This window comes from Saccharothrix algeriensis (assembly GCF_016907655.1).
In the GTDB taxonomy this organism is placed as follows: Bacteria; Actinomycetota; Actinomycetes; order Mycobacteriales; family Pseudonocardiaceae; genus Actinosynnema; species Actinosynnema algeriense.
This window is the reverse complement of the sequence record NZ_JAFBCL010000001.1, coordinates 6,048,340-6,065,635: the sequence shown is the minus strand read 5'-3', so window position 1 is coordinate 6,065,635 and position 17,296 is coordinate 6,048,340. Positions and strand designations below refer to the sequence as shown.

Below are 17,296 nucleotides of genomic sequence, written 5' to 3'. Positions count from 1 at the left end.
CCCGCCCGACCCGCCCCCGGTCCTCAGGGCGCCTTCGGCAGCAGCACGTCGTAGGGCAGCGCCGCCGCCGCGCCGCTCCGGTTGCGGGCCATGGAGTAGGCGCCGTGGAAGGCGGTCGAGCCCTTCGCCTCGCGCCACTCGACGAAGCGCAGCTCGTCCACGTCGAGCCACCCGGTCCGGTTGGCCGAGTCGGTCATCTTCAAGTACGGCATCACCATGTTGCCCTTCGACGGTCCACTGTCCAGATCGGACAGCGCCAGGTCGATGACGACCTGGTGCCACTGGCCGTCCGCGGGGACGTCGACCTTCCTGGTGAAGGTGGCCACGACGTCCGAGGTCGGGTCCTCGGCCGGGTTGCTGTCGTCGAAGTGGTAGACGTCGAAGCGGACCTCGGGCGTGGCGGTGGCGGAGCGGCGGACCTTCGCGACCAGCGAGTAGGACGGCTGCGGGTCGGTCGGCACGGCCTTGCCGCGCTTCTCCTCGTAGGCCCGGTGCCGGGGCAGCGGGATGCGCGCGATCGGCCTGGTCTGCACCGAGTCGCCGTCCCGCACCTCCATCCGCAGGCTGCGCAGCCCCCGGGCGGCGTCGCCGGGCCGGGCGCCCTCGCGCTTGCTGTTCACGCTCCAGTGCACGGCGTCGCTGATCGCCGCGTCGGCCGTCTCGTCCTCGAAGTGGCCCCAGCCGTACAGGTCGCGCCCGATGTCGACGCCGTCGCCGCCGGTCGGCTTCACCAGGGCGGAGGCGGGCACTGGCAGGTCCACGACCGCGCCCGGCGCGATGTCCTGCTCCCGGCTCTCGGCGGCGGTGGCGTCGGTGACCAGGCGGCCGGTGTGCCGCTCCAGCACGACCTGCGCGGGGGTCCCCGCCTCGCGCGGCCTGGTCCGCACGTCCCCGGAGTCGGTGCGGTAGGACTCCAGCGGCAGCAGGCTGCGCTCCCACACGCGCGCCAGCACGCGCTCGGCCGCCGAGTCGGTGACCGGCACGGGCTTGTAGTCCACCAGTTCCAGCGGGTACAGCCTGGCCTCGACGAGCTGGTCGCCCTCCCAGACGGTGCGCAGGAACGCGCTCGCGAACGTGGCGAGGAAGTTCTGCTCGAACACGAAGTTGCCCAGGCTGTAGGCGATCAGCTTGCCCTTGTACCACTCCAGGCCCTGCAGGACGTGCGGGTGGTGCGCCACCACGACGTCCGCGCCGGCGTCGATCGCCTTGCGCGCGACCTCGCGGATGTTGTCCGACGCGGCGTCCTGGAACTGGAAACCGGCGTGCAGCTGGACCATCACCAGCGGGGAAGCCTCCGCCGCCGCGCGGATCTGCGCGGTGGAGCCCTTGTCCTCCCACAGGGCCGCGCCGCCGTGCCCGCGCCGCGCGACCCAGTCCTGCACCTCCGGGTACACCTCGGCCATCGACGCCCACATCGCGGCCACCCGGTCGGCGGGCAGCCGGGACTCGGCGGCGTCGAACCGCTCCCACGCCTCGCGGATGCGGCGCGGCGCGACCGGCACGCCGCCCTCCGGGTAGCCCCACGTCCGGGCCTCGTACTGCCAGCGGTCGGCCTCGGCCACGTCGGCGGGCTGCCGCACGTCCGCCCCGGGGAAGCTCTCGTTCACGAACGAGCCCTCCACGCTGGTGTAGGCCAGCACGCCCACACCGGTGCCGCCGACGTCGCGCCGGTGCGGCGCCGCCGCCTCGGTGGCGTTCGCGCCCGCGCCGACCATCGCGATGCCCGCGCCGGACAGGGCCGCCCGGGTGTCGGCCACACCGGCGTCGAGCAGGTCGCGGGAGTGGTTGTTGGCCAGCACGGCGAGGTCCGCGGACAGGGCCTTCAGGCCGGCCACGGTGGGCTGCGCCGACCGGAGGATGTAGCGCTTGCCGGGGTAGGCGGCGTCGTCGGGCTTGTCGCTCAGCACGGTCTCGACGTTGACGGTGCGGAAGTCGGCGGCGGCGAACGCCGGCGCGATGGCGGAGACCACCCTCTCCGCGCCGGCCGCCGCGTCGCCGTCGGGGATCAGGGGTTCCGAGCGCCCGCTGGACTCCTCCTGCGCGGGGTCGGCGTAGCGCCTGCCGAACATCGCGTCACCCGCGGAGTGCACCGCGAACCTGCCGCCGGCGCGGGAGAACAGCCGCACGTCGACCCGCTTGCCGGAGTCGGACCAGCCCACGGGCACGGGTTCGGCCAGGTGGCCGTCGGCGGTGACCACGGCCATCGCCGGGCCGGGCAGGCCGGGCGCCTCGGCCACGCCGTCGTCGTCGGTGGTCAGCCGGACCGGGTCGGCCAGCGGCGAGTGCACGGTGACCGCCGCGTTCTCCAGCGGGTCGCCGGAGTCGTCGACCACCTTGAACGACACCGCGATGTCGCCGCCGCCCGCCGGTCGCAGGCAGCCGTCGCAGTCGGCGTCGCTGACGGCGTACACCACCGCCCCGGCCGTCAGGGCGACGACCAGCGGGATGGCGACCCACGGCCACCGACGTCTCAGAGTGCCGATGATGCGCACTGGAGTCCTTTCACAACGGTCATGTTCCGGTCAACGCCTCGCCCAGGGCGCGGACGACCTCGTCCCACCGCTCGGGGGACTCGCGCGTGGTGCGGTTGATCTCGACGTGGGCGAAGAACGCGCCGTGCTCGGCCGCCACCCCGCCCTGCCGGTTGCGCCTGCCCTCCAGGTCCCCGCAGTCGCGCGCCCAGGCGCGGCAGACGCGCATCGACCCGTCCAGGTCGTCGGCGACGCGGTCCAGCAGCGGGCCGCCGTCGCCCGCGCCGGGTGAGAGCACCAGGTCGGCCGACGGCAGGCTGTCGTCGTCGAACCCGTGCACCTGCACCTGGGGCAGGCGTTCGCGCGAGTGCGCTTCGGCCAGGGCGTGGAACATCGAGTCGGTGCGGTGCGCCATGTCGCCCGCGCCCGCGGCGGCCCGGCGGTGCGTGCCCGCCACGGCCAGCACCGCGCCCGGCAGCCTGCGGAACAGCGCCAACCCGATGTCGGCGGTGCGCAGGTCGTTGGCCGGGTGCGGCACCTGCACCGCGACGCGGGAGGGCTGCGAGAGGTCGACGACGTACAGGCCCCACGCGCGCTCGGCGCCGGGCTCGGTGGCGGCCAGGGCGTAGGGGCGACCGGTGCGCCCGTCCACCGCGCGGGACACGGTGAACCCCAGTTCCCGCAACCGGTCGTCCGCTCGCGACGGCGTGGCGCCCAGCCCCGCCAGCGCCGCGGGGAAAGCCCGCCGCTGCTCGGCGTCGGGCGGGCGGTAGGGGGCGTCCTCGCGCAGCGCGGCGGCGTGGGCGCGCATCCGCTCGCCGAGTTCCGCGGGCGGCGGCACATCGTCCGCGGGGCTCCCGGCGTGACATCCGACGAGCGAGATGCTGATCACGGCGACAACAAACCGACAATGGCGGTGCGACCGGGAATTTGTCACTTAAGGTAGCCAGCTTCACTCGTTTGACCCACTGGTCGCCCCTACTGGTGTCTCATTCGATGACCTTCTGGTGCACAATCTACGGGTTGCATCAACGTAGGTAGCGCATTCGGGGGGCGCGACCTTCCTCATCAGGTGATGGTCGGAGACTGCCACGTGCGCGAGAAAACGGCTACGGATCGTGACAGCCGGTTGAGACGCTTGCAAGATCAACTTCCCGAGGGCGGGTTCCCGGCGACGGTCAAGTCCCTGCCCGCGGTCCTGCTGGTGCTCCTGCTGGCCCTGGCCGCCACCACCGGCGTGCTGCTCAGCGGCGGTGACGGCGACGAGGTGCCGGCGGCGTTCCTCGACTCGCAGCAGGAGATCGCCGCCGGCGCGGCCCGGTCGATCGGCGCGAGCGCCACCCAGGGCGTGGGCGACCTGCGGACCGCCACCGCCGGCGCGAGCGGCGACCCCGGACAGGTGCTGGACGCGCTGGTGCGCAACCGCAGGTGGCGCGGCGCCGCGGTGCTCGCGGGGGCCGACCGCGCCCTGCTGGCCGCCCGCGGCGAGCAGGTGCCGGTGCAGGCCGTCCCGGCGCGGGTCGACGGCGCCGCCGTGACCTCCGCGGTCGCGGCCAACGGCGAGCCGGTGCTCATCGCCGCCGCGGCGCTGCCGGACGGGCGCCTGCTCGTGGCGACCGCGGCCGTGCGGCTGCCCGAGCCCGACGCCGACCCGTCCCTGCGGCAGTCCTTCCTGCTGACCACGCTGTCCGGCCGGGTCGTCGGCGCGGTCGGGCCGCTGGCGCAGGACCGCGGCCAGGCCGTCGACCGCCTGGTCGCCGACGCCGCCGAGGCGGCCGCCGCCGGGGAACCGGGAGCCCTGCTCGGCACTCGGGCCGACCGCGTCCAGCCCACCTTCGCCTACGCGCGGGTGTCGCCGGCGGGCAGCCCCGAGGGCCTCGACCTCGCGGTGGTGGCCACCGCCGACGGCCCGCTGTCCAGCGGCTCGTCCGGCGCCTCGGGCATCGTCCCCGCCGCCGTGCTGGCGCTGCTGGCCGTCGCCGGTTTCGCGGTCGTGCGCCGCGTGGTCACCGCCCCGGTGCTCGCCGCGCGGTCCGACCTGCTCTCGCTCGCCTCCGGCGACCTCGACGCCGGGATCCGCCCGGCCCGGACCGCCGAGGTCGCGCGCGTCGTCGCCGCGGCCGAGCTGTGCCGGGACCGCCTGACCGGCGGGGCGGGCGAGGGCCGGCCGGTCACCGGCCGCCGACCGACCGCGCGCGCCACCGCCGGGGTCCTCGCGGCGTCGGTGTTCGGCTGGTCGGCCGGGATGCTCTTCGCCTACCGCGCGGACGAGGTGGACATCCCCGAGGGGGTCGTGGCCAGCGTGCGCGCGCAGACCGCCAAGGCGACCGACGCCCTGCGGCGCAGCATGAACGACGGCCTGGCCGACCTGGCCGCGGTCGCCGCCGCCGGCGACGGGTCGCGGGAGTCCCTGCGCCCCGCGCTGGAGCAGGTGATGGCCAACCAGACCCGCTACCGCAGCCTGTACCCGGTCGACCCCTCCGGCCGGCCCGACGGGGTCCTCGGCCGGCCCCCGCTGCGCATCGGCGAGCCCCCGGCCAGGAGCGCGGGGCTGCGCCAGCAGAACCAGACCGGCCGGGTGCCGGTCATCTTCGCCGAGGTGCCGCTGAAGGACGGCTCGACCCTGATCGGCGAGTACGACCTGGAGCACCTGGGCGGGCTGCTGCGCCAGGTGCCCGGCGACGCGCGCCTGGTCGACGCCGACTTCCGCACCATCAGCGCCACCGACGGGTTCATCGCCTTCGAGGAGGTCTCCGGCCAGGCGCTGCGCGACAGCGCGGCCCGCGCCCGGCTCGGCGTCGCCGTCGGCGAGGCGCGGCCCGGCGAGGACGGCCCGGCCATCCTCACCGCCGCCGCCGTGCTCGGCGGCGAGGTGGGCCGGCTCGGCTGGACCGTCGTGTCGGAGAAGCCCGGCGCGGAACTGGCCCTGCCGGTCAACCAGACCCGCCGCCACGCGCAGCTGGTCGCGCTCATCGCCGCGCTGATCGCGCTGTTCGGCTACGGCTGGTTGACCTTCTCCGCGCTCGGCCCGCTGCGCCGGGTCGCCCGCGCCGCCGACCAGCTGGTCCGCGGCGACCTGAAGTCGGTCATCTACCCGCAGCGGCACGACGAGGTCGGCACGATCGCCTCGTGCCTGGAGATCTGCCGCCAAGCCGTGACGCAGGGCCCCGACCGGCTCGGCGAGGTCCGCCGGCCGCAGGGCGCGGCCACCGACCCCACCAGGCTGATGAAGCCGGTCGAGGCGCCCGCGCCGCACGAGCCGCCCCGACCCGCGACCCGCCGCCCGCCGGCGCGCACCGCGCCCGCCCGAGCCGGGAAGGGCGCCCGGTGACCTACCTCTACACCGTGTTCGTCGTCCTGACGCTGGGCACCCTCGCCGCCGGCGTCGTCGAGCAGCGGCGCCACCTCGCCCAGCTCGCCACCATCGAGCACCGGGTCCTGGTCAACGGCATCCGCGGCAAGAGCTCGATCACCCGGCTGTGCGCCGGCGCCCTGCGCGGCGGCGGCCTGGTCACCACGGCCAAGACGACCGGCACCGCGGCGCGGTTCATCCACCCCGACGGCAGCGAGGAACCCGTCTACCGCAAGTGGGGCATCGCCAACGTCGTCGAGCAGATCGGCATCGTGCGCCGCGCCGCGGCCTACCGGTCCGACGTGCTGGTCATCGAGTGCATGGCCGTCATGCCCGACCTGCAGGAGATCAACCAGAGCAAGCTGATCCGCTCGACCATCGGGGTCCTGTGCAACGTCCGCGAGGACCACCTCGCGGAGATGGGCCCGACGCTGGACGACGTGGCCCGCTCGCTGAGCCGGTCCATGCCCGTGGGCGGGGTGTGCGTGACGGCGGAGAAGGACCGGCTGCACATCCTGGAGCAGGAGGCGGCCAAGCGGGACTGCGAGCTGATCGCCGTCGACCCCGAGGAGGTCGCCGACGAGGACATGGCGGGCTTCACGTGGGTGACGTTCAAGGAGAACGTCGCCATCGCGCTCAAGGTCGCCGAGCTGCTGGGCGTGAACCGCCGCTCCGCCCTGCACGGCATGTGGACCGCGCCGCCGGACCCCGGCGTGCTGTCGGTGCAGACCCGGGCCGCCGGCGACAAGCGGATCAAGCTCGCCAACGTCTTCGCCGCCAACGACCCCGAGTCCACGCTCATGAACATCGAGCGCCTGCTGGAGCAGGGCGCCATCGCCCGTCCGCTGCACGTGGTCGTCAACTGCCGCCCGGACCGCGTGGAGCGCAACAAGCAGATGGGCGCGCTCGTCGCGCGCATCGACCCGGACCGCGTGGTGCTCATCGGCGACCCGACGCGCAGCGCGTTGTCGACCGTCGACGAGCAGTGGCGCGACCGGGTGACCGACCTCGGCGGCGCCCGGGGACCGCAGGAGCTGCTGGACGCGATCCTGGCGGAGGTCGACTCCACCGCGTCGCTGGTGGCGATCGGCAACATCCACGGCCAGGGCGAGGTCCTGCTCGAAGCCATCGAGCACCTGCCCGAACCCCCGGCGGAACAGGCCGCCGGCGACGAGCGCCCCGACGCCCGACCGGCGCGACCCGCCGGCGACGACCGCCCCGACAACCGGGCGGCGCGGGCCGCGGCGACCGGCCCGGCCCCGCCGCGTCCCCCCGCCGCCCGGCCCGGCGCCGACCCGGCCCGCCCCCGGCCGCCGCGCGCGGCGCCGGTGGAGCACGGGCGGCGCCCGCCCCGACCCGCCCCGGACCCGGCGCGCGTGCGGCAGCAGCCGGGACGCCCGCAGCCGGCCGACCGGCCGCGCCGCCTGCCCCCGGACGCCGGCGGCGCGGCGGCCGAGACCCGCTACCTCGACCCGAGCCGCCCGGAACCTCAGCGACCGGACCCAAGGCGCCCGGACCCGCACCGCGCGGACCCGAGGTACCCGGACCCGAACCGCCCGGACCCGAGCCGCGCGGACGCGAACCGCCCGGACCCGCGCACCGCGCCCCGGCCGCCGCGCCCGCAGCCCGACCACCCCCCTGCCGTGCGGGGTGACCTGTTCGAGCCCCGGCGGCCCGAGCCACCCGACCGCGGTGGACCGCGACGACCGGACGACCGCCCCGCACCCCGACGCCCGGAGCAGCAGTGACCAACGGATCCCTCCTCCTGCCCGAGGTCGCCACCCTCGGCCTCGCCATCGGCCTGGTGTTCTCCCTGGCCTGCTACCTGACCACCAACCTCTCCCCCGGCGGCATGATCACCCCGGGCTGGCTGGCCCTGACCCTCGTGGAGGACTACCGGCGGGCCCTGCTGGTCTTCGTCATGAGCGGTGTCACCTTCGGCGCCGTCAAGCTGCTGCAGCGCGTGGTGATCCTCTACGGCAAGCGGTTGTTCGCGGCCGTGGTGCTCACCGGCGTGCTGCTGCAGACCACCCTGTTCCTGCTCATCCAGAGCGACTTCCCGCTGCTGTTCGCGCACCAGACGCTGGGTTTCGTCGTGCCGGGCCTGATCGCCTACCAGCTCGTGCGGCAGCCGCCCCTGGTCACCGCGCTGGCGACGGGTACCGTCAGTGCCGCCGGCTACGGGGTGCTGGCCAGTGGGGTGCTCATCGGTCTGGTGCCCACGGTGTGAGACGTTCGGGGCGGTGGGGTGCGGTGGCGGGAAGAGCTGTGCTGGGGATGTCGGCCACGGCGGCGGTGATCGTCGCGGCGCTCGTGGCGGCTGTCGCGCTGTGGCCGGAAGCGCCGGCCGACAGCAGCCCCGCCCCCGCCTCCTCGCAGGTCGAGGCGCGGGCCGAGCAGTACGTCTACGAGCGGCTGACCGACCCGGCCCGCACCGTCGTCCGCCAGGCGGGCGACGTGGTGGCGGTGCTCACCGACACCGCGCGCACCGCGGTGCTCACCGGGCCGCGCCGGTCGTTCAGCGAGCCGCAGGCGACCAGGGCCACCGTCAACACCTCCTCGTGGGTCCGGCTGCTGCCGCAGCCGTGGCGGGCCGGGGCCGAGGGGGAGGCGTGGTTCGCCGAGTGGTTCCCCCGGGCCCGCCAGGACACCAGCCCCGACGTGCTCGCCATCGCCACCGAGTACCTGATCGACGCGCCCGACGAGGCCGACGCCGCCGGCGTGCGCTTCCGGGGCGACGCCTCGTTCGGGCCGGTGAAGGCGTCGGGCGCGGGGCGCCAGGAGCAGTCGGACTTCTACGACTACCTCGGCGTGCCCTGGCAGTTCCCCGACGGCCCCCGCCCCGAGCCCGAGCCCGGCCGCTACGGCGCCGTCGACTGCTCGGGCTACGTCCGCCTCGTCTTCGGCTACCGCCTCGGCATGCCCCTGCTCGGCACCAACACCGCCGGCCCGGGCCTGCCCCGGCGCGCCTACGCGATCTCGGAGTTCGGCCCGGGCGTCCAGCTGGTGCCCAACGAGCGCCGGCGCGCCGTCGACTACGGCCGCCTCCAGCCGGGCGACCTGGTCTTCTTCGAGGTGGAGGACGACCCCGACACCCTCGACCACGTCGGCATCTACCTCGGCCTGGACGACGCCGGCCACCACCGCTTCATCTCCAGCCGCGAGCGCATCAACGGCCCGACCCTGGGCGACGTGGGCGGCACGTCCCTGCTGGACGACGGCGGGTTCTACTCGACGGCGTGGCGCTCGGCCCGGCGGCTGTGAGGCCCCGGGTGGTCAGCCGCTCCGGCCCACTGCCCTGACGCTCCGGCCCACCGCCCTGACAGGACGGCCCGTCCGGACCCGACCGACCACAGTGGACTCACCCCTGACGCGGAGCGGTTCCGGTGCAGGCGAAAGCGTCGCGCTTCGCCGTGGCACCCGCCCAGGAACCGCGAAGCAACCACACCGCGATCAGTGCCGGCACCTGGGCAGCGGTGGCTCCTGGTAGGAACCCGAGGGCGAAGCCGGTCGCCTGCCGGCGGCGCGCCCGGGGCAGGTGTGTCGAGCCCTGGTGAACGCGAGCGGCCCTGCCGCCGGCCTTCCCCGCGGGCTTGGCCGGGCGCCGGCAGGCGGGGAGGCCGAGCCGCCTGCGTCGGCGGCTCGGCCCGGACCGGACGGGAGCAGGTCAGTACCGGATGACGACGCAGCCGTTCCTGCCGGCGTCACCGGTGAACCCGTTGAACACACCGCCGTTGGCGCCGTTCGCGCCCCGCCCGGTGCCGGCGGCGCACTCGGCCGGCACGGTCGCGCCGGGCGCGCCGCCCGCTCCCCCGCCGCTGCTGAGGACGCCGTTGCCGCCGAGGGCGCCGTTCGCGCCGGGAGTGGTGGTGGCCACGGTCCCCGAGCAGCCCACCGAACTGCTGCCGTTGCCCCCGGCGCCGCCGGTGTTGTCACCGAGCGAGCCGCGCCCGCCGTCCCCGCCACCGCTGCTGGCCCGCACGGTCGAACCGATGGCGATGCTGGAACTCCCACCCGTCGCACCGGCCTTGGCCTGGTAGACACCCTCCCGCGGGCCGCCGCCGGCGCCACCGGCGCCGACCGAGACCTTCAGGACGGCGCCCGGGGAGACGCTCAGCGTGCAGGTCGCGTTCGCGCCACCCCCACCGCCGCCACCGCCGGGCCCGGGAACCGGGAAGAAACCCCACCCGCTGCCGCCGCCCCCGCCACCGGCCCCGACGACGTGCACGGTGACGGCGGTGACCCCCGCCGGCACGGTGAAGGTGGGGTTGCCGGGGTTGGTGTAGACCATGACCGAGGCCGCGTGGGCCGGCGTCACCGTGGCCAGGGGCAGCACGAGCGCCGTCAACGCCGCGCGGACGAGCCCTCTTCGGGGGCGGGAACGACCTGATGAGTCGACGGATGACATGAGTCCTCCTCGGACCGGTGATGGCGGAGTTCGGTTTTCACGTCGTGCACGACGGCCGTCCGGAACGAGAACCGGTTCCGGGGCGGGAAGTCCTCCACCGCGGCGAGCGGCGCCGTCCAGCACCACGGGCAGTGGCGGGTGCGCTGCGCGGAAGCCGTCACGGTAGGACTCCCCTCACGCGGAGGCTCGTCGAGGCGATCCGTCCTTCGTACCCGCAGGCCGCTCAGCGCAACAGGTTCAACAAGGTGAAATTCACATTCACGCGTCGAACTGCTCCACCAGCCGACTCGGCACGGCCGGGCCGCTGGGAACCGGCGAGTCGGACGAATGGACCGACCGGTCAGGGCAACTGGTCCAGCAGCGCCAGGTCGGGCGGCACCAGGGTCGTGGACAGCACGAGTTCGCGCAGCAGGTTCTCGTTGAGCGCGTTGCCCACCGGCTCGCCGACCTCGTCCCGGCGCAACCCGTGCACCCCCTGCGCGGACAACCGCGCGCGGACGTCGTGGACCATGTGCTCGACCCGCTTGACGCTCCAGTTCGCCTCCGGTTGCAGCTCGGCCAGCACCTCCGCGGCCTGCTGGCGCGACACCGGCTGCGGGCCGGCCTCGTGCAGCAGGTAGCGCTGCCCCAGCACGACCAGCAGCAGGCGCTCGTCCTCGGTCAGCCGCCACCGCCGGGGCGGCTGGGTCGGCGCGCCGTGCCGGGCGGCGGGCTGCCCGCCGTCCTCGCCCGCCACGTACAGCTCCAGCAGGTGCTCCCGGTCGCGCGAGCCGCGGATGAACAGCGGCGTGTAGCCGACCGGCAGCGGGACCGGGTCCTCGTCCCTGAACAACCACCGCGTGCCCGGCAGGCGGATCGGCAGGCGCCCGGTGTTGCCCACCCACCAGTAGCCGCCGCGACGGGTCAGCACGCCGTGCCGGCGGCTGACCCGCAGGTCGGTCTCGCCCACGCAGACGTCGACCTCGGGTCGGTTGCGGCCGAAGCGGATCGCGCGGCCTTCGGCGGGCTCCGCGGTGACGCGCCCGGTGAGCGTGAGCGCGACCACCGCGCCCGGGGCGGTGGGGAAAACGCCGCGGGCAAGGGTTTCGTGGTCCATCCGTCCTCCTCTCCCGCAGTGTCCGCGATCGCGCCGGGGACCCCTCCCGATCAGCGGGGCAGCCCATCGGCGGCCACGACCGCCAGGCGGGAGGCCGTCGCGCAGTGGTCGCCGCCGGGCCGGTCGCCCCGCGCGCTGAGCACCACCAGGTCGATCGTGGGGCGCGGCGAGGGGTTGCGCGGGCGGTGGCGCACGGTGACCTTGCACTCGGCGCGCGCGGGGTCGGGCTCGACGTAGGCTTCGTGGTCGCCCAGCCGGACCGGGTCGCCCCGGATCGGGGACATCGCGGCGTGCTGGTCGTACCGGAGGTGGATGCCGACCCGGTCGGCTGTGCTGTACCACTTGCACGACCAGTCGCCGAACCCCCTCGCCCGGCCGGCGGCGTCCGCCGGGGGGAGGGCGGCGGGCTCGGCGCGGTCGAGCAGGCCGCAGGCGTCCACGTGGGCCAGCGAGTCGGGCGGCGGCGCCGTGCCCCGGCGCTGCAGCGCACCCCGGCGGAGCACCCGCTTGACGGTGTCCAGCCCGGTGTCGGCGACGGCGCACAGGTCCACGCCGGGATCGCGCATCTTCGCCGCCACCTGGATGCCGTACTCCTCGCCCAGCATCACGACGCGGTGGCACTCGTCCCGGCTGTTCGCGGGCGGGTCCTCGTCCTCGAACGGCTGCCCCTGCACGGGGTGCCGCTTGCGCAGGAGCAGCTGGACCTCGACGTCCAGCTCCTTCCCGGCTGCGACGTCGACCACGACGTCGCAGCGGTTGAAGTTGCCCTTCGCGGTGTGCAGCCGGGTCGCGCCCATCGGCGCCAGCGCGGCCCGGTCGAGCAGCGCGCACGGGTCGGCGGTGCGCTCGTCGCCGACGAGCTCCGCGCCGAACACGTCGGCTTGCGAACGCGAGGCCGCCACGACGACGACCGCGGCCGTGACCGCGAGGGTCAGCGCCACGGCCGCCGCCCGGCACCGCGGGCGGCGCCACAGCGGTCCGCGGTCGGGCGTGGCCGCCGCGGGCCACGACGGCGGCTCCCACTCGCCGACGAACTCCCCGAGCCGCCGCCGCGCCTCGTCCGCGGTCGGCCGCCTGGCCGGGCACGGGTCCAGCATCTCGCGCAGCAGCGGCGCGAGCGGACCGGCGCGCCGCGCCGGCGCGACCTCCCGCTGCCCGCCTTCGCGTGCCGGCGCCTCGCCGGGACCACCGGCGCCGGCCGGCGGGAAGCCCTCCACCGCGGCGAACAGCGTGGCGCCCAACGAGAACACGTCCGACGCCTCGGTGGCCGGCCGGCCGGCCACGACCTCGGGCGCGGTGTACCCGGGCGTGCCGCAGAAGGCCCCGTCCTCGGTCCGGGTCACCTCGTGCCAGACGGAGATGCCGAAGTCGGTCAGCTTCGCGCAGCCGTCGGCGGTGACCAGGACGTTGCCCGGCTTGACGTCGCAGTGCACGATCCGGTGCGCGTGCACGGCGGCCAGCGCGGCGGCGACCTGCACACCGACGCGGGCGGCCCGCTCCGGCGTCAGCGGACCGCCGGCCGCCAGCACCCCGTCCAGGCCGTCCGCCGGCGAGTACTCCATCACCAGCCAGCAGTCGTCGCCGTCCACGGTGTCGAAGACCGAGATCGCGTTCGGGTGCTGCACCCGCGCCGCGGTCTCCGCCTCCCGCCGGAACCGCAGCCGGTCGGCCTGGCTGGCCACCGCGTGCGGCCTTTTCAGCGCCACCGTTCGTTTCAGCTTCCGGTCGAAGGCGGTCCAGACGACGCCACCGGCCCCCGAACCGCGGACGTCTCCGAGCTCATAGCGCCCGTCGACCACATCTCCCGTCCGCACATGTCGCAGTGTAGCCATTTCGCCCGGTACGGCCAGAGGTCGATCGGGAATCGGGAAACGCGGTGCGGAGTTCGCGGCGGCCACCCATTCCGGCGCGCTCACCCTTTCCGCCCTGATGCGGATTCCATTCCAACTGACGTGGCATTGATTACCGCGCGCCTTGCACGGCGGCTCAGCTGTGGGTCACGGTGACCCGGTAGATGGTCACCTGGCCGTAGTTGGACTCGTCGCACGGCGTGGAATTGGAGCAGTTGGCCTGCGTGTACGCCCCGGCCTTGAAGTAGGCGCCCTCGAACGTCGCCGGGAGCGTGGCCTGCAGCACCCCGTTGTAGTAGGCGCTGATCCGGCCGCCCGCCACCTCGAACTTCGCCTGGAAACGGGTGCCCGGCACGTAGTCGTCGGTGATCATCTTGTAGTGGGTGTCGTCCCCGTCGGTCAGGTACAGCTCCCTGCCCTCCAGCCGGAAGACGGTGACGTCGTCGCTGCTGTCGTGGATCTGGCCCGCCACCACGTGCGGCTTGTCGTTGGGCAAGTGGTCGATCGACTGGTCGATGACCATGGTGTGCTTCCCGGAAACGGGCGACCAGCTGATCCCGCCGGCGCCGTGATCGGCCATCTCGTGCAACTCGGACCTGCCGTACCTGCTGTTCGGCGTGTGCACCCCGGTGACGGCGTTGCGGAACCGGACGCCGTCACAGGAACGGTTCGCGACGAACCACGGCGGCAGCGCGTAGCGGCGCAGCAGGGGCTGTTCCACTTCCAGGGGCTGCGCGCCGGGTCGACGCGGGTCGTCCACCGGCAGCGTGATCTTCCAGTTCCGCAGGTCCAATACCCGCCCGGGGTGGAAGCACCCGGGCGCGCTTTCCCGGTCCGGCGCACGGCGGACCGCCGCGGACGCCACCGGCCACGGCGCCACCCCGAGGGATAACGCCACGACGGCGGCGCACACCGTCAACCTCCGCAATTCCATGCGCTTCCCCGCTTCCCGCTCGCCGCCCACAGCGCATATGCGACGGGGACGCTACTCGGCCGCTCCGGGACCGGTCCCCCGCCGCGGGCGGCCGAGGAGCACGCGGGCCGTGCTCGTGTTCGGCGGACAGCGGTCCTCGCCTTGCCGCCCGCACCGACGGTGTGGTTTTCCACAGGTCGATCACGTGGTCGTCCTCATGGTTCGCCGAACCGGCCGGGCATAGCGTCGTGGCCATGCTCCTGAACACGATCCTGTCCGCCGCCCTCGCCATCGGCCCCGTCGCCGCACCGTCCACATCGGACATACCCGCGGCGGGGCTGCGCGACCGGCTGATCGGCCTGGTGGAGGACCGCCACATCACGGCCGGGTTGATCCGCGTCCAGGACGGCGAGGACCACTGGTCGGGCGCGGTGGGCGTGAGAGACCTGATCACGCGGAAACCGGCCGATGCCGACGGGCACTTCCGGATCGGCAGCGTCACCAAGACGTTCGTGGCCACAGTGCTCCTGCAACTGGTCGACGACGGACGGCTGGCCCTGGACGACCGGATCGAGCGACACCTGCCGGGGGTCGTACCCGGCGGCGAGCGCATCACCGTCCGGCAGGTCCTGCAGCACACCAGCCTCCTGCACGACTACATGAGCCACCCCGGCCACTCCACCAACCGCTGGCGCGGCGAAGCGCGCTTCGACGACTACACGCCGGAGCAACTGCTCGATGTCGCGTTCACCGCGGACCGGGACGACGAGCCGGGCGAGCCTTGGCGTTACTCGAACACCAACTACATCGTGGCCGGGCTGCTCATCGAGAAGCTGACCGGCCGACCGTACGGCGAGGAGGTGAAGCGGAGGATCCTGCGCCCGCTCGACCTGAGGCACACCACCGTGCCCGGCCACCGCGCGTCCCTGCCCGCTCCCCACGCCCGTGGCTACGAGCCGCTGCCGACGCAACCACCGACGATCGTGGACGCCACGAGGATGGACCCCTCCCTGGACTGGGCAGCCGGCGAGATGGTCTCCACCACCCGGGACCTGGCGACGTTCGTCACGGCCCTGATCGGGGGCCGGCTGACGAGCCGGGCGAGCCTGGCGGAGATGCGGCGGATGACCTCGGCCGACCCGCTGTTCCGCTACGGGCTGGGGCTGCAGGAGTTCACCCTCCCCTGCGCCGACGGGCCCAAGCCGGTGTGGGGGCACACCGGCCAGCTGATCGGCTACCTGACCTTCGCCCTGACCGACGGGCAGGGCAGGTCGTTGGTCCTGTCGCTGAACCCCTACGAACAGGACCCGCCCGCCGCAGCGGTCGTCGCCGTGGGCGTGGCGGCGTTCTGCCGTTAGAGCGGCGACCACCGGCACGGGCCGGGGGCCGGCCGGGGACGGATCCGCTACCCCCGGGCAGTCGGGAGCCCCAACCAGGGCATCACCACCGGGTCCTCGCCCCTGTCCCGCGCCGCCATCCGCTCGGGCGACCACGACTCCCCCGCCAACGGGTACTCCCCGTCGCGCCAAGCCTTGTACACCAACCCGTCCGACCCCGAGAGCCCGTAGGCGTCCCGCAACGCCACCACGCAGCGCTCCGCCAGCGCGGCGTACTCGGCGGTCGACGCAGGCAGGGGCAGCGAGAAGGACCAGTTCGGCGGGTCGATGCCCGACGGCGCGACCCACCCCGCCGCGGCCATGCCGCCGGACTCCGCCCACGGGACCACCTCGGGCCCCGCCGCCTGCGCGTGCAGCTCGTCCTGACCGCCGGCGAACTGCACGTACACCTTCCGGTCCGCCTGCAGGAAGACGACCAGGAAAACCCGGTCGGTCACGTTCCGCAGCGCCTTGGTGAGACGCCCGCCGAACTCCGTCCACCCGGACACCTTCAGCACCCCTCTTCCCGGTCGGCCTCGTCCTGCTGCGGGGTGAGGAAGCAGGCCACCACCGACTTCGATCCTAAGGCCACGGAGGCCCGGCAACCGCCGGGCAGGCCCCGGGTCGCACTGGTCTGATCGGGAGGCCGCCGGAGGACCGGCCGCCCCCACCGGGCCGCCCCCTCGCGCACCGCCGGCGTGAAGAGGTCCCCCAGGAAGGCCCGCGACACCGGCCACGGCACACCGACCCGGAAGTCGATGACCTCCCACACCTCGGCCGGGGCCATCGCCTTCCACCGCACGGCGCATTTTACCGCGGCGCGATTCCGCCCCGGAGTGATCCCGGCCCGGGACGGGTTCGCGCTCGAACCAGGTCGTCGCACGACTGGCGTCGGTGGCGAGGCGCGGCGCCGCGTTTGCGGGGGTGGCTGCCGTGGTGTGGTGCGGGTGCAGCGTCGGCACACCCTGACCAGGGCTTGCTTGTCGCATACGACCATCTGTCGGTCCCTGTCGCTACGCTGAGCGCACGATCGGTCACAGGACCGGTCGGGTGAACACGTCAAGGGGTGGCGCATGCCGGAGTTCTTCACCGACGGCCAAGGGCGGGTCAGACCGATCAGCGGCAAGAAGGGCGGTGTCGGGGCGGTGGTGGCCGGGGTGGCCGCGCTGGGCATCTTCGCCTCCGGTGGAGCAGTGGGAACGGCCGGGGCCGGGGCGGGGTCCGCCGGGACGGCAGCCGAGGCCGGGGCGGGCTCGGTGCGGTTGGGCGGTTCGCCGGGGCAGTTGCGCGCCCGCAAGAGCGAGGGGCAGAAGGCGGCGCGCCGCGAGGGCCCCGACGGCGCGTGGCAGCGGATGGGCCTGCGGCAGGTCAAGCGCAGCGCCAAGCAGCAGACCGAGTGCGTGGCGGCCTCGTTCGGGCAGGTGCGGCAGTTCTTCACCACCCACCGCTGCACCCACCTGGAACGGGTGCTGTTCGCGGTGGCCGACGACTCCGGCAACACCGCGGTGGTGTCGGTGGCCTGGATCGGTCTGGGCAGCACTCGCGACGCCCGGGAGTTCGAGAACCTCATGGAGGTCCACGGCAGCGGGGACATCACCCCGCTCGGCGGGGCGTTGCCGGAGCTGGGCCACGTCGAGTTCACCGGGTTGCGCTACGGCAGCGACCGCGACGGCGCCGCCGTCACCGTCGCCGAGGCCGAGAACGCCCCGGGCGGCCGGTTCGACCACGACAGCCTCGACGCCGTCGCCGAGGTCGCCGCCTACCTCCCGCGCCTGTGACCAGTCCGACCACTCCGCCCGAACGGGGGTGCGGCGACCTGCCGGTGGCTCC

14 protein-coding genes are annotated in these 17,296 nt (G+C 74.5%); 6 read left to right on the top strand and 8 right to left on the bottom strand.

From position 1 onward, the window contains the following. Positions 1-23: 23 nt before the first annotated feature. Positions 24-2,492, bottom strand: a complete 2,469-nt coding sequence (locus JOE68_RS27520) for a CapA family protein (RefSeq protein ID WP_204845288.1) — start codon at positions 2,490-2,492, stop codon at positions 24-26. Between the two features lie 19 nt (positions 2,493-2,511). Further along, complete coding sequence (locus JOE68_RS27515) at positions 2,512-3,363, bottom strand: hypothetical protein (protein WP_204845287.1); 852 nt, start codon at positions 3,361-3,363, stop codon at positions 2,512-2,514. A 237-nt stretch (positions 3,364-3,600) separates the two neighbouring features. On the opposite strand from JOE68_RS27515, the gene JOE68_RS27510 reads away from it, so the two are divergent. Genes JOE68_RS27510 through JOE68_RS27495 form a run of 4 tightly spaced genes read left to right on the top strand, consistent with a single transcriptional unit; the run spans position 3,601 to position 9,087 of the window. Continuing rightward, positions 3,601-5,802: a HAMP domain-containing protein gene (locus JOE68_RS27510; protein WP_204845286.1), complete on the top strand. Its 2,202-nt coding sequence runs from the start codon at positions 3,601-3,603 to the stop codon at positions 5,800-5,802. Continuing rightward, the gene (gene pgsB, locus JOE68_RS27505) at positions 5,799-7,571 is read left to right on the top strand and encodes a poly-gamma-glutamate synthase PgsB (RefSeq protein WP_204845285.1); all 1,773 of its coding nucleotides are present in this window, start codon (positions 5,799-5,801) and stop codon (positions 7,569-7,571) included. The genes JOE68_RS27510 and pgsB overlap by 4 nt, the downstream gene beginning before the upstream one ends. Continuing rightward, positions 7,568-8,053, top strand: a complete 486-nt coding sequence (locus JOE68_RS27500) for a poly-gamma-glutamate biosynthesis protein PgsC/CapC (protein ID WP_204845284.1) — start codon at positions 7,568-7,570, stop codon at positions 8,051-8,053. The genes pgsB and JOE68_RS27500 overlap by 4 nt, the downstream gene beginning before the upstream one ends. Positions 8,054-8,076: 23 nt before the next feature. Further along, the gene (locus JOE68_RS27495; RefSeq protein WP_307819932.1) at positions 8,077-9,087 is read left to right on the top strand and encodes a C40 family peptidase; all 1,011 of its coding nucleotides are present in this window, start codon (positions 8,077-8,079) and stop codon (positions 9,085-9,087) included. A 403-nt stretch (positions 9,088-9,490) separates the two neighbouring features. Here JOE68_RS27495 and JOE68_RS27490 read toward each other — a convergent pair whose 3' ends face one another. The 4 genes from JOE68_RS27490 to JOE68_RS27475 all read right to left on the bottom strand — a co-directional run bounded on the left by JOE68_RS27490 (position 9,491) and on the right by JOE68_RS27475 (position 14,111). Beyond that, positions 9,491-10,231 (bottom strand): glycine-rich domain-containing protein, encoded by a 741-nt coding sequence (locus JOE68_RS27490; protein WP_204845282.1) that lies wholly within the window; start codon positions 10,229-10,231, stop codon positions 9,491-9,493. Between the two features lie 340 nt (positions 10,232-10,571). After that, positions 10,572-11,327, bottom strand: coding sequence for an FHA domain-containing protein (locus JOE68_RS27485; RefSeq protein ID WP_204845281.1), 756 nt, complete (start codon positions 11,325-11,327; stop codon positions 10,572-10,574). Positions 11,328-11,377: 50 nt separating this feature from the next. Next, positions 11,378-13,159 (bottom strand): serine/threonine-protein kinase, encoded by a 1,782-nt coding sequence (locus tag JOE68_RS27480; RefSeq protein ID WP_239562370.1) that lies wholly within the window; start codon positions 13,157-13,159, stop codon positions 11,378-11,380. 154 nt (positions 13,160-13,313) lie between these two features. Further along, entirely contained in the window at positions 13,314-14,111 is a 798-nt protein-coding gene (locus tag JOE68_RS27475; RefSeq protein WP_204845279.1) for a polysaccharide lyase family 7 protein, read from the bottom strand. Between the two features lie 233 nt (positions 14,112-14,344). Between JOE68_RS27475 and JOE68_RS27470 the strand changes: the two genes are divergently transcribed. Then, entirely contained in the window at positions 14,345-15,448 is a 1,104-nt protein-coding gene (locus JOE68_RS27470) for a serine hydrolase domain-containing protein (protein ID WP_204845278.1), read from the top strand. A gap of 47 nt (positions 15,449-15,495) precedes the next feature. On the opposite strand, the gene JOE68_RS27465 is transcribed toward JOE68_RS27470, so the two are convergent. Together JOE68_RS27465 and JOE68_RS27460 are read right to left on the bottom strand one after the other, a co-directional pair. Then, complete coding sequence (locus tag JOE68_RS27465) at positions 15,496-15,975, bottom strand: TY-Chap domain-containing protein (protein ID WP_204845277.1); 480 nt, start codon at positions 15,973-15,975, stop codon at positions 15,496-15,498. 2 nt (positions 15,976-15,977) lie between these two features. After that, the gene (locus tag JOE68_RS27460) at positions 15,978-16,268 is read right to left on the bottom strand and encodes a DUF6301 family protein (RefSeq protein WP_204845276.1); all 291 of its coding nucleotides are present in this window, start codon (positions 16,266-16,268) and stop codon (positions 15,978-15,980) included. Between the two features lie 271 nt (positions 16,269-16,539). Between JOE68_RS27460 and JOE68_RS27455 the strand changes: the two genes are divergently transcribed. After that, positions 16,540-17,244, top strand: a complete 705-nt coding sequence (locus JOE68_RS27455; RefSeq protein ID WP_204845275.1) for a hypothetical protein — start codon at positions 16,540-16,542, stop codon at positions 17,242-17,244. Positions 17,245-17,296 lie beyond the last annotated feature (52 nt).